The sequence below is a fragment of the Ruegeria sp. AD11(2025) genome (assembly GCF_056542405.1).
Genome location: NZ_JBQFZU010000011.1, coordinates 40,633 through 52,853 on the forward strand (window position 1 = coordinate 40,633; position 12,221 = coordinate 52,853).

At 59.8% G+C, this 12,221-nt stretch carries 12 protein-coding genes and 2 pseudogenes; 8 read left to right on the forward strand and 6 right to left on the reverse strand.

Going from position 1 to position 12,221, the window contains the following annotated elements; all coding sequences use genetic code 11:
• Positions 1-49: 49 nt before the first annotated feature.
• The 3 genes and pseudogenes from allE to ACR1XY_RS12290 all read left to right on the forward strand — a co-directional run.
• Positions 50-693 (forward strand): annotated as a pseudogene (gene allE, locus ACR1XY_RS12280) ((S)-ureidoglycine aminohydrolase); the annotation flags it as partial.
• Positions 694-818: 125 nt separating this feature from the next.
• Positions 819-1,142 (forward strand): hypothetical protein, encoded by a 324-nt coding sequence (locus tag ACR1XY_RS12285; RefSeq protein WP_480593669.1) that lies wholly within the window; start codon positions 819-821, stop codon positions 1,140-1,142.
• A 53-nt stretch (positions 1,143-1,195) separates the two neighbouring features.
• Positions 1,196-2,182 carry a type I glyceraldehyde-3-phosphate dehydrogenase gene (locus tag ACR1XY_RS12290; protein ID WP_480593670.1) on the forward strand — a complete coding sequence of 329 codons (987 nt, stop codon included), beginning with the start codon at positions 1,196-1,198 and terminating at the stop codon, positions 2,180-2,182.
• Here the strand turns inward: ACR1XY_RS12290 and ACR1XY_RS12295 are convergent.
• Positions 2,095-2,313, reverse strand: coding sequence for a hypothetical protein (locus ACR1XY_RS12295; protein WP_480593796.1), 219 nt, complete (start codon positions 2,311-2,313; stop codon positions 2,095-2,097). The two genes, ACR1XY_RS12290 and ACR1XY_RS12295, sit on opposite strands and share 88 nt — an antisense overlap.
• Between ACR1XY_RS12295 and ACR1XY_RS12300 the strand changes: the two genes are divergently transcribed.
• On the forward strand, positions 2,251-2,421 hold the full coding sequence (locus ACR1XY_RS12300) for a hypothetical protein (RefSeq protein ID WP_480593801.1): 171 nt from the start codon (positions 2,251-2,253) through the stop codon (positions 2,419-2,421). The two genes, ACR1XY_RS12295 and ACR1XY_RS12300, sit on opposite strands and share 63 nt — an antisense overlap.
• Before the next feature lie 165 nt (positions 2,422-2,586).
• Here the strand turns inward: ACR1XY_RS12300 and ACR1XY_RS12305 are convergent, their stop codons facing one another.
• The 3 genes from ACR1XY_RS12305 to ACR1XY_RS12315 form a co-directional block, all read right to left on the reverse strand.
• Positions 2,587-2,745, reverse strand: coding sequence for a 2-oxo-4-hydroxy-4-carboxy-5-ureidoimidazoline decarboxylase (locus tag ACR1XY_RS12305; RefSeq protein ID WP_480593671.1), 159 nt, complete (start codon positions 2,743-2,745; stop codon positions 2,587-2,589).
• A 64-nt stretch (positions 2,746-2,809) separates the two neighbouring features.
• Positions 2,810-3,094 carry a hypothetical protein gene (locus ACR1XY_RS12310; RefSeq protein WP_480593673.1) on the reverse strand — a complete coding sequence of 95 codons (285 nt, stop codon included), beginning with the start codon at positions 3,092-3,094 and terminating at the stop codon, positions 2,810-2,812.
• A gap of 84 nt (positions 3,095-3,178) precedes the next feature.
• The gene (locus ACR1XY_RS12315; RefSeq protein ID WP_480593674.1) at positions 3,179-3,346 is read right to left on the reverse strand and encodes a hypothetical protein; all 168 of its coding nucleotides are present in this window, start codon (positions 3,344-3,346) and stop codon (positions 3,179-3,181) included.
• 246 nt (positions 3,347-3,592) lie between these two features.
• Here ACR1XY_RS12315 and ACR1XY_RS12320 point away from each other — a divergent pair, with 246 nt between their 5' ends.
• From ACR1XY_RS12320 to ACR1XY_RS12335, 4 genes and pseudogenes are all read left to right on the forward strand, one after another.
• Positions 3,593-3,949 carry a hydroxyisourate hydrolase gene (locus ACR1XY_RS12320; protein ID WP_480593675.1) on the forward strand — a complete coding sequence of 119 codons (357 nt, stop codon included), beginning with the start codon at positions 3,593-3,595 and terminating at the stop codon, positions 3,947-3,949.
• Between the two features lie 56 nt (positions 3,950-4,005).
• Positions 4,006-4,847: pseudogene (locus ACR1XY_RS12325) on the forward strand (urate hydroxylase PuuD); the annotation flags it as partial.
• Between the two features lie 145 nt (positions 4,848-4,992).
• Positions 4,993-6,798, forward strand: a complete 1,806-nt coding sequence (locus ACR1XY_RS12330; protein WP_480593676.1) for an autotransporter assembly complex protein TamA — start codon at positions 4,993-4,995, stop codon at positions 6,796-6,798.
• A 32-nt stretch (positions 6,799-6,830) separates the two neighbouring features.
• On the forward strand, positions 6,831-10,877 hold the full coding sequence (locus ACR1XY_RS12335) for a translocation/assembly module TamB domain-containing protein (protein ID WP_480593797.1): 4,047 nt from the start codon (positions 6,831-6,833) through the stop codon (positions 10,875-10,877).
• Here the strand turns inward: ACR1XY_RS12335 and ACR1XY_RS12340 are convergent.
• Positions 10,871-11,395, reverse strand: a complete 525-nt coding sequence (locus ACR1XY_RS12340; RefSeq protein ID WP_480593678.1) for a thioesterase family protein — start codon at positions 11,393-11,395, stop codon at positions 10,871-10,873. The genes ACR1XY_RS12335 and ACR1XY_RS12340 overlap by 7 nt on opposite strands.
• Positions 11,388-12,176, reverse strand: coding sequence for a cyclase family protein (locus ACR1XY_RS12345; RefSeq protein WP_480593679.1), 789 nt, complete (start codon positions 12,174-12,176; stop codon positions 11,388-11,390). The genes ACR1XY_RS12340 and ACR1XY_RS12345 overlap by 8 nt, the downstream gene beginning before the upstream one ends.
• Between the last annotated feature and the right edge of the window lie 45 nt (positions 12,177-12,221).

Genomic DNA, 12,221 nt, shown 5'->3' on the forward strand with positions numbered 1-12,221 from the left:
CGGGGCCAAGCCCCCGTTAGGCGACCTTCAAAGTACTCCGAACAAACTTTCGCGACCCTGGTTACCGTTCCGCCCCCACAGCGGGTTTTCCGAGACCTTCTCGAAATAGATCATGGAAATGCAGCCCGGCGGCGATAGCGACCGCCCCGAAGCCGACCCGCAGGCACAAGGCTTACTGTTCGTGGTTGAAGGTGAAATGACGCTGACACTGCGCGACGAGGTGCAACAGCTGGACATATGCGGATACGCATGTATTCCGGCCGACTCTGTATGGCCCCTGCACAACAGCACCAAAGCAACCGCCCGTTTCCACTTGGTCCGCATAACCTATGAAACCGTCCACGGCCTGCCCGCCCCGATCCGATCATCACCAATGAACGCGACGTGACCCTTGTTGAGGTGCCTGGCACCGAGGGCCGCTGGTCCACCACCCGCTTCGCCGACTCACGGGACCTGCGCCACGACATGCATGTGGATACCGTCAATTTCGAATCCGGTGGCGTGTTCCCTTTTGCCAATACACACGTGATGGAACATGGTTTTTATGTGCTTGAAGGCAAAGCGGTCCGCCGGCTCAATCAGGATTGGGTCGAAGTCGAAGCCGACGACTACATGTGGCTGCACGCCTTCTGCCCGCAGGCGTGCTATGCGGGCGGGCCGGGGCGATTCCGCTATCTGCTCTACAAGGATTAGAAACGCCATATACCGCTGTCGTTGCCTAAACGCTGACGTCAAATTGGCTTTTTCCGGTGCGGGGGTTCACAGAAGCGCTTGAATCTGGTGAAATAACACCGGTTTTTAGCACTGGAGATTGTTCAATGGTACTGCGCGGATCGATGCTGGCACTGGCAGCTGTAATTGGCCTGATGGCCCTGGAGGCAACCCCCGTTGCCGCCAAAGAGGAAACCAAATCGGTATTCGTCATGAGCCGCACATGGGCCGTTACGCAAGTCTCGGATGCTCCGGTCGTGTATCGCGCAACCCGTGACAACAACAACCTGAACCCGTTTGGTCCGCCGCCGCGCCTGCGCACCATCCAAGCCATGGCGGCTATCCAGGCGGCGACCGGCTGCAAGCCGCTCCGGGCCAGCATGTATCAGAACATTTCGGGGCAGTTCTTCTCGCAGGTCAGCTGCAACTGACCTGAGGTCGAAACGGCATTGAGGTCAGCGCAACCCGCTGCCATAGCTTACGCATGAAACTTGCGATCAACGGATTCGGCCGCATCGGCCGCACGATCCTGCGGCAGCTGCTGGCTTTGCCGCAGGACAGTGATGTTGAACTGGTGCTGATCAACGATATCGCGCCGCTCGAAACTTGTGCCTATCTGTTCAAATACGACAGCACCTTCGGCCCTTATCCTGGATCGGTCGAGGCCGGTGACGAGGCCTTGGTGGTCGACGGCCATTCCATACCGGTCACCCACAGCCCGGATTTGTCACGTGTGGATCTGACCGGGGTCGACGTCCTTATGGATTGCACCGGTGTTGCACGTACCTCGGACGTGGCCAGTCAGGGGCTGACCGCGGGGGCAGGCAAAGTGCTGATCTCCGGCCCTTCACCGGCCACCGAGGTAACTATCGTTCTGGGTGCCAACGAGGATCACCTGGGCAACGCCCGGATCGTATCGAACGCGTCCTGCACCACCAACGGGTTGGCCCCGCTGATCAAGGTTCTGGACGGGATCGGAGGCATCGCCTCGGCCCATATGACAACGATCCACTGCTACACCAACAGCCAGCCCATGGTGGATGCGCCACGTGGCGATCTCGCCCGGTCACGGGCGGGGGCGTTATCCATGGTCCCCACCACCACCAGCGCCACGCATCTGATCGATGAGGTCATGCCCCACCTCGCAGGCCGTATCTCAGGCGCGGCGGTGCGTGTTCCAACCGCCAGCGTGTCCGCAGTCGATCTGGTCGCGACCTTGGACCGCGGCATGTCGGTCACCGAGTTCGACGCGGAACTGCGCAAAGGCGTCACACACTCTTCCGTTCTGGGCTGGACAGACCACCCGCTAGTTTCGTCAGACCTGCGGACCAGACCGGAATCACTGGTCATCGCCGGCCCCGAAACGCGAATGATCGGTGACCATCAAGTGCGCGTATTCGGTTGGTATGACAATGAATGGGGCTTTTCTGCGCGCATGCTCGACGTTGCCCGCCTGATGGCGCAACCCTGACCCTTGCGATACCGCAGCGGGCGGACCTGCCTAGCCCGGCCATCGGGAAATTCCAGCCCAGGGCGATCATGATAACGACCACACTGACCCTGATTTATGATCTTGTCCGGTTCGCCCGCAATCTCGATCACATCGCCAAAGGGCGAGAAAACCTCGGCGATCAGCGGCGCAACAACGATCCGGCAGCTCACGAGAGCAATACGTCCCACAAACGAAAATCCGCGATCCGTTCAACCTGACGGCAAGCCTCGGCGGTTTCCGCATCGCGGTCCTGCTCGATCCTCTATTGAAGCGCCTGAAAGAAAGACGCCGTGTCGTGATCGTGCACCACGATGATGAATGGAAAGCCAAACTTCTCGGTGTAGCGCTGTTTCAGATCGTGATAGTGACGCGCTCCTGATCCGTCAAAGCATCCAACCCGCCGAGGCCTGTTCGGACGAACTTTCCTGCGTCCACCGCTTGGCCTGAGCCAGCTTGTCCGCCAAATCAGGTTGCCCGGTCAACACACCCAGACGCTCATCTTCAGAGGCCGAGCGGAACACGCGCGACAGTGCATTGTGCATGCCACCCGCATTGTCACGAACCAGTCAAGATTCCAAATCAAAGGCTTTTTCCGCAATCCAGCGTTTACGGCACAATCAATTGATCCCGCCCGTCGGTCTGCGTCCAGTAGGGCAGATCACCGGCAGTCGTGTCGGCCACATAGTCAAAACCGCCTTCTTCAGCCACCAGCCGAATTTTATTGTTAGAACAACACCCAGTACACCAATCACGCGGGCGTTCACCCATAACTGCGACATGCAGTCGGAAGGCCTCGGTTTTCTGCGCGTGCTCTTCGGCCTCAGGCACATCCATGCGCTGGACCCATTTCAGGCCGTGGCTGGCCATATCCCAGCCTCTCGCCTTCTTCACCGCCCCTTGATCCGGCGACCGCGCCAAAGCCGTCACCACGCCGTAAACCGCGATCCGCAAGCCCTAAATAAACCGTAGAAGACGTTAGAACCCCGCGCGCGAACCGTATTCTTCAATCGGTTCCTTACTCCATTTGCGCTGCTCGGGCCATGTCACGGCTCCCACGACTTCGGACAGAAGAGCATCGGACGCCGCGTCGCGGTGCAGGACAATGTGTTTGCCGCCCACTTCGTAGTTCAGCACGGTTTGCACGGCCGACTTCTCTCCCCGCTCCGCTGGGCGTTGGGCGGGTTGGTTCCATGCCCGGTCAAGTCACGAGCGTATCGAGGCGGCTACGTGGTATCTTCCGTTCCTGTACGTTTCTTCGGACATAGCCCGGAAATGCGATTTTGATTGTCGGACTAATCCGAGCGCTGTTTCCGGTTCTTTCGGCATTTCCGCTGTTTCGAGCTTTGCGCCAGACTGCGAAAAAACTAAAGGCAAATCAAAGAAGACCCTGTGGCTGGCTATCGGGCGACCCACGTTCTGGAGGCGGCGCGCGATTGCCCGGCGAAAGGGCTGAAGATCGCCCTGAACGACGTCACCAAGGAAACCCGCTGCAAACTGGCCGAGACCGAAACCAATTCCGACGCCTGGATCAACAACCCGGCTCTACCGCAAAAAGACTTCAATACAGGCTCATTTAAGCTTGTTTTCTTTGCCGGAGACTATCTGCGCACCGCAGGTCAGGTCACCGAGGACCCACTGCTTCCGGATCAGGTGCCGACCTGTTTCGGCATGTTTGACGCGGATGCGCCCTACCACTTGCCGTTGTTGCCGTTACCCTCGGGCTACTCGATCCATCGTGGCAGTTGAATGCTACCCACAAAGCTCCCGCCCGTCGGCTGCCCCTGACGGAGCACCTCCCGTTGGACCAAGCGCCACGCCTTTCAGGCGTGGCGCGGCAGGTGCTCTGCGGTGCATTCTATCGCATCCAGAAATTCCTGGTCGCGCCTGAGAGGATGCCGAACCACCTGGCATGGTTCAAACGGGAAAGCTGCGCGACCGGGCTGAGCGGCGCCGTGCTTTTGATGGTGGTTTACTGTGTCGAAGGTGAGCTGTATCTGATCGATGCTGAAAAAACCGATCTGGAATTGTGCCAAGGCGTCGTGATCCCAGAAGCTATTCTGACCGCGGACTGGCTGATCTACGACTTTCCCTGCAAATCAGGGCTGAGTAAGCGACCTACCCTACTGATGGAGCTGCAGGTGGCGATGGGCTGGAGCCATAACCAGTTCTTCACCGGCCGCACTATGATGCTGCATCTGGGGGGCGTTCACCGCAACGATCGTGATCGCCAATCTGCGCTCGCCCCACGACAATTACCTGATGCTGCCGGTCGTGTTCCAAATGCTGTCGAACCACCACCCTCTGGCGTTTGCGACCGAAAACAGCTGGATCATCGCCGCGCTGGTTTCCTGATGGGCGTCACCACCCGGCATTACTTCAACACGCGCCCTGCCTGCGCAAGGAACCCGACCTGGATCTGGGCCGTCACCACCATTTTGTTCATCGCCATCAAACCGGTGTCGAAGGGCATTTAGTGGGCTCCAAAAGGTGTCTTGCTGGGAACCGCAGGCACCATTTTCCGAAATGCCAGACAAATTAACTGCAGGTGGGTGTCACCCACGCATTGCCGACCGCCGATGTGGTCGACGTGGAGCCCGAAATTCGCGCCGCAATCATCCTCTGGCTCCAAAATGCCGGGTCTTGACCACAACAGGCCCCCTAATTTCAGCTTTGTTTACGATAATCTCTTTCCCTGCATAGAAACTGATGCTCTAACATGAATGCAATGAGCCGTTGCGTTTCATAAAACGGTGAAATTGATTTCGACTTGGGGCAGTTGGAGCCATTCGATGCGGGTAAGCAGGCCACGGGCCTTTGTGAACTACTGTCTTCTTGGCATGGCTGCCGCCGCTTTTCCCTCGTCACTGGTCGCGCTTGAAACGACGCTCTCGGCACCCGGAGCCCCGAAGGCGTTGATTGAACGCATTGAAGAAACGTCCTCGGTTGCAACCGCTGAAAACAGAGGCCTGGATACGCCGCTCGAAATCCTGTCCGCCGCTTTGTCGGATTACCGCACCATCGTTCAGATTTTGTACGACGAAGGCTATTTCAGTCCGGTCGTCAGCATCAAACTGGACGGGCAGGAAGCAGCGGACATGAGCTCGCTTACCGTGCCGAACGCAATCAACCGCGCTGTTATCACGGTAACTACTGGTCCAACCTTCACGTTCGGCACCGCCATCGTTGAACCCGTCGCGCCGGATACCGTCCTGCCCGAAGAATTCGCCCCCGGCAAACTGGCCACGACCGGCGCCATTCAGCAGGCGGCCTCGGCCGGGGTGCAGGGGTGGCGCGATACCGGCCACGCCAAGGCCGAAGTCGAAGGCCAAAAGGTCATCGCCCGCCATGCGCAGAAACGGCTGGACGCCGAGATCGACCTTGCACCGGGTCCGCGTCTGACCTTTGGCAAGATGATCATCAAGGGTGACACAGATGTTCGGCACCGGTCGATTGAAAAGATCGCCGGGTTCCCGTCAGGCGAAGTCTATTCACCGGCGAAAATCCAGCGGGTCGGCACACGGTTGCGCCGCACCGGCACGTTCAGCGTCGTGTCGATCGAGGAGCACGAAACCCCCAACCCCGACGGCACGCTGGATTTCGACGCCACGTTCGAAGACATGCCCAAACGCCGCCTGACCTTCGGGGTCGAGCTTGCCTCGAACGCCGGGCTGGACGTGACCGCAACCTGGACCCACCGCAACGTGTTCCGCCGCGCCGAACGGCTGCGGTTCGAAGCCGCGCTGCGCAACATCGGCGGGTCCGAGGACCTGGACGGCCGGATCGGCCTGCGTCTGGATCAGCCTGACCGGCTGGGTCCGGATGACAACACCTTCTGGAGCGCCCTGCTGGAGCGGCGCAACACCGAGAACTATAATGTCTCGGTCGCTTCGTTGGCCTATGGTGCGCGGCGAACCTTTTCCGACCGGCTCTATGCCGAAGCCTCGGCCGGATTCCAGTGGTCGGATGCGGATGACGCCTATGGCAGCGGCCGCAAATTTCGGTACTTCATCATCCCGTTCCGCTCGGAATGGGATGAGCGCGACAGCAAGGTCAGCGCCACGCGCGGGTTTTATCTGGATGCACAGGCCATGCCCTTTGCAGGGCTGTCCGGCACACAGAATGGCATTCGGCTGTTCTTTGACGGGCGCGCCTATACCAGCCTGAACACCGGAGGGCGTCTTGTTCTCGCGGGCCGTGCTCAGCTGGGATCGGTGATCGGCCCCTCAGCAAGCGGTGTGACGCCGGATTTCCTGTTCTTCTCGGGCGGTGCGGGAACCGTACGCGGGCAACCCTTTGAAAGCCTTGGCATCCCGGTCAACGGCGGCGTGGCGGGGGGCAAGTCCTTCCTTGGGCTGTCCGGTGAGGTTCGCGGAAAGATCACAGACACAATATCCCTTGTTGGGTTTTATGATTTTGGTACCGTGGACACGTCATCCTTTATTGGCAGCGGAGCCGAATACCACTCGGGTGCAGGTCTAGGGGTCCGTTATGATCTGGGCGGGTTTGGCCCGCTGCGTCTGGACCTTGCCCTGCCGGTACAGGGCGAGACCGGCGACGGTCTACAATTCTATATCGGGATCGGACAGGCATTTTGATACGGCGCTACGCATATCCTGTTGTGACCACGATGCTGATCGTGACTGCCCCTCCTGTGATCGCGCAGGAGGATGAGGGCGGAGGCAGTATGCTGGAACGGTTCCTGCAGGACACGCTATCGGGCGACGATCAGAACGTCACCGTCAAGGGGCTGCAAGGTGCCCTTAGCGCTCGCGCCACGATCCAGGAGATCACTGTGTCGGACGATGAAGGCGTTTGGCTGACCATCAAGGATGCCGAATTGGACTGGAACCGGCTGGCCCTGATCCGGGGGCGGTTTTCCGTCAATGCCCTGACGGCGCAGGAAATTGACATTGCCCGCGCGCCCGGCACGACGACCAAAGAGGCCCCGCCCCCTTCGGTTGAGACCAAGCCCTTTCAACTGCCCGAATTGCCCGTCTCTGTCGAAATCGGCGAGATTCGGGTGGATGAGTTGTTGCTGGGCAAACCCTTGATCGGGGTTTCTGCCGCATTGTCCGTGACCGGCAACCTGTCGCTGGCCGATGGCACCCTGGACACCAAACTGGACATCACCCGACTGGACCGCGCCGGCGACAGAATCAAGCTGACCGCCGGGTTCCAGAATGCCTCGCGTGAAATCAATTTGGATCTGGATGTGAACGAGGCTGAGGGCGGCCTGATTTCGACCGCGCTGAATATCCCCGACAGCCCGCCGATCGGCTTTACGGCCAAGGGCGCGGGCCCCCTGACCGATTTCACTGCCGATATTGCCCTGAGCAGCGACAAGCAGCCAAGGGTGACAGGACAGGTTGAGCTGCGCGCGGCGGAAACCGGCGCAGCGGACGGCATAGCCTTTACCGCCGATCTGGGTGGCGACCTGACCCCCTTCATGGCCGAAGATCTGGACCCGTTCTTCGGCCCCAGGACGCGGCTTTTCGTGGACGGCCAGACCAAACCCCAAGGCGCGCTGGATGTCTCTGATCTGGAACTGACCACCCAGGCGCTAAACCTGAAAGGTGAGCTGCAGTTGGCTGAAGGCGGCAGTCTGCAGCTTGCAGCCTTGCAGGGCAGGATCACTCCACCGGATGGGAATACCGTAGTGCTGCCGGTTGCGGGCGGGGATACCTCAATCGAGGCGGCACAGATTTCTGCCCTGTTCGATCAGAAGAACGGTAACCTGTGGGATCTGAGCCTGACGGCAGACGCGTTTCAATCGCCGCAGGCGAAACTTGAAAACGCCCGGATCACCGCGCAAGGCACGTTGGAACAGGGCGATGCGTTCACCGTCATCGGTGATCTGCAGGCTATCGTTGACGGAATCGACCTGAACGATCAGGCGTTGAATACCGCTTTGGGCGAGCGCATCACGCTGGACGGCCAATTCGACTATGGCAGCGATCAGTCTCTGAATCTGTCGGGTTTCGAGTTGGTGGGAACCGATTACACGTTGGCGCTGGACGCGTTGATCGACGGGCTGACCAGCGGGTTGACGGTAGATGGGTCAGCCGCGCTCGACGCAACTGACCTTTCGCGTTTTTCGGATCTCGCGCAGCTTGATCTGGGTGGAACTGCTTCGGTCCGGGTTACCGGCAAGGGCTCTCCGTTGGAACGGAGCTTTGACGGCAAAGTGGTGGTCGAGGGACGCGATCTGGTCACCGGGCGCGACGATATCGACCCCGTCATCAAAGGCGAGACCACGATCACACTGGATGGCAGCCGTGGCAGCGACGGCATCACCATCCGCGAGTTCGACCTGAACAGCGAAGCCGCGCAAGCGCAGGCCAGCGGTGAGGTCACAACGCCCGACGGCAATCTGACCATCGACGGACAAGCCAGCGTGAATGCGTCGGATCTTTCGGTCTTCTCCGGGCTGGCCAAACGTGAACTGGGCGGTGCCCTGCAGGCGAAACTTGACGGCATTGGCACGGTGCAGACGCTGGAATTCGACGGCACCGCCAGCGTGACCGGACAGGATATCAAAACCGGGATGTCCGATATTGATCCTCTGCTGTCCGGCAAAACTACGATCACTTGGGATGGCGCGCGCACGGCAGATCAGATCGAAATCCGGCAGGCCACGGTCAACGGCAACGCCCTGACGGCGCAGGTTGCAGCAACCGTTGATGACCCCACCGGCAATCTGGCGGTGGATGGCAAGGCGCAGGTGAATGCGCCAGATCTGTCGCTGTTCTCGGGGCTGGCCAATCGCGACCTAGCCGGATCAATCTCGGCAAATCTTCAGGGCAGCGCGGCCCTCGCCAACAAGGTTTTCGACATTCAGGGCGACGTGAATGCAGACGATATTCAGACCGGTATCGAGATAGTCGACAAGCTGGTTCAGGGCCGCACGACTCTGACCGTCGATGCAGAAAAGGGTGAGGAAGGGGTGGATATCCGCACTTTCCGCCTGCAGGGCACAGCCTTGTCCGCCAGCGCATCAGGCAAGCTGGACCGTGACGCCGGCGGGCTGGATTTCAGTGCTCAGCTTGATGATCTTTCCCGTATCCTCACCACGATGTCCGGACCGCTGACCCTGGACGGAAATGTCGCCCCAACCAGATCGGGTATTGAGGGCACCACGCGGCTGAGCGGACCGGACAGTTCTTACGCAGCACTGACCGGAACGGTGGACACGGATGGTACTGCAGATTTGGATTTCGACGCCAAGCTGAACAAGATCGAACGTTTCGCGCCCGAATTCCCCGGCACTGTCGCGGCAACCGGCAATGCCAAACGCAAGAACGGTGTCTGGACCATCGATGGCTCGGCCAATGGCCCCGCCGAGATCAGCAGCACAGTCAAAGGCACCTTTGATGAGACCTCTGGGGAGGCTGACCTGCAAGCGCAGGGTGGCATTAATCTTGGCGTCGCTAACCTGTTCATCTCACCCAACAAAATCGACGGAACGGCACGGCACAATCTGCGCCTGAAAGGCAAGCCCTCACTGAACGCACTCAGCGGTTCCATCACCACCTCGGGGACGTCGCTCGCAATTCCCGATATCGGGCAGACGGTCACCGGGATTAGCGGTTCAGTCGAATTGGCGCAAAGCCGGGCCACGATCTCGCTGAATGGTGGCATGCGGGCCGGGGGCAACTTTACCATCTCGGGCCCTCTGGACCTGACGCCGCCGTTTAATGCCAACATCGTCACCAAACTCAACCAGCTCGTACTGACCGACATGCTGCTCTATGAAACCACACTGAACGGCGAGATTGCCATGACCGGGGCCCTGGCGGGTAACAGCGCCATTTCCGGGCAAATCACGTTTGAAGAGACCAACATCAACCTCGCCGCCGCGGCAGGGGCTGTGGGCGCTGCACCGATCCCCGAGATCGAACACATCAACGAAAGCCGGGCTGGCTATATCACGCGCGAACGGGCACGGCTGGTCGTTGAGGAAGGTGCGACCAAAAGCGATTCCCGTATTGCGCTGGGCGTCACCCTTCGGGCGCCCAAAGCAGTTTTCGTGCGCGGTCGCGGCGTTAATGCCGAACTGGGTGGAAACCTGTTCATTGGTGGCACGACAGCGTCGGTTGTACCCTCCGGCCAGATCGAACTGATCCGGGGAAATTTTGACATTCTGGGCCGCAGACTGGCCCTGACCAAAGGCATCGTGACCCTGCAGGGGGACCTGACACCGTATATCGAGTTCGCCTCGTCAACCAGCACCTCTGAGGGCACCGCCACGATCGAAATAGCCGGCCCGCTGGATGCGCCCGAGGTTGACGTCTATTCCGACCCGGAACGCCCAGCAGAAGAAGCACTGGCCATGCTGTTGTTCGGCAACCGTTTCTCGGAACTGTCACCCTTTATCATTGCCCAGATGGCGGCGTCCCTGGCGCAGCTCAGCGGTGCGGGGGGTGACGCGACCAAGGGGCTACGAGACTCGACTGGTGTGGACACGGTGGATATCGGGGCAACCGAGGGCGGCGCCGGTCGTCTGGGGGCCGGAGCCTATCTGAGCGACAACCTCTACACCGATTTCACCGTCAACACCCAGGGCGACACCGAGGTGAACCTGAACCTCGACGTCACCGACAGTTTCACTGTGCGCGGCACTGTTGACGGGCGTGGCGAAACCGGTCTGGGCCTGTTCTTCGAACGGGATTACTGAAGGCGTTGTTTCCGCCGGATGCCAATCGCCTGCCCGACCTGCGGCGCGGCCTCCAGCCCGGCGTGATCGCGGACCATGCGGGCCAGCCGGGCCGCTGCCCAATCCGGGTAAGGTTCTGACCGCCCACTGGTGTGACTGACATTCATGAACAGCGCTTCCTGCGTGGCGCAGATGACGTCGTCTTTTCCAGACAGCATTTGCGCAAAGTAGTGGCCACGTTTCTGGTCTGAATCCAGCATACGAAAGCGGAAATAGAACGGCTCGTCTGGCTGAACCTCGCGCAGGAAATTCATGTGGGATTGTAGGACGTACGGCCCCTGCCCCAGCGCCTTGACCTGCACCTCACCCAGCCCGAGGTGATCGACCATCAGCTTTTCCAGCGCCATGTCGAAGGCCACGCCATAGAAACCCACGTTCATGTGACCATTGTAATCGACCCATTCTGGCAACACCGAGAACCCGCAGATTTCGACCGGCGCATCATAAGGCCCGTCATGTCCGCTGAGAGGTTTATTCATCACCAACCTCCTCAAAGATCGCGACAGCCCGCACAAAGCCTGCCGAGGCGCCTTTTATCTTGAACGGAAAGCACGAGATTTCGAACCCGGTGGGTGGCAGACCTTCGAGGTTGGTCAGCTTTTCGATATGGCAATAGCCGATCTCTATAGAGGCGCGATGCCCCTCCCAGATGATCGAGGCATCCTTGGTTTCAGCGTATTCCTGTGCAGTCAGGGGAAAGGGTGCGTCCCAGCTCCAGGCGTCTGTGCCGGTCACGCGCACACCGCGTTCAGTCAGGTACAAGGTCGCCTCGCGTCCCATACCGCAGCCTTTCATCAGATAGTCCGGCTGTCCGTACTGCGTGCCCGCCGAAGTATTGACGATCACGATGTCCAGCGGCTGCAGGTCATGGCCGATCCGTTTCAACTCGGCTTCTACATCGGCAGCAGTCGCGACATAGCCATCGTCGAAATGCCGGAAATCCAGTTTCACGCCGGGATTCATGCACCATTCCAGCGGCACCTCGTCGATGGTAATCGCCCGTTCGCCATTATTCATGGTCGAATGATGGTGATAGGGCGCGTCCAGATGGGTGCCGTTATGGGTGGCGATCTGCAGCCGTTCGATGGCCCAACCCTCGCCGCCTGGAAGGTCGTCTTTCTGAAGGCCGGGAAAGAACGCCATCACCTGCTCAGCGGTTTGGTCATGCGTCAGATACTCGATCCCGGGCAACATGATCGGCGGGTCGGACACGATCCCGGTTTCCAGCGGAACCGACAGATCGACAAAACGGCGGGCCATATGCTCCTCCATCACCAAGGTGATGACAGGTTTGGCCGCAAGCAA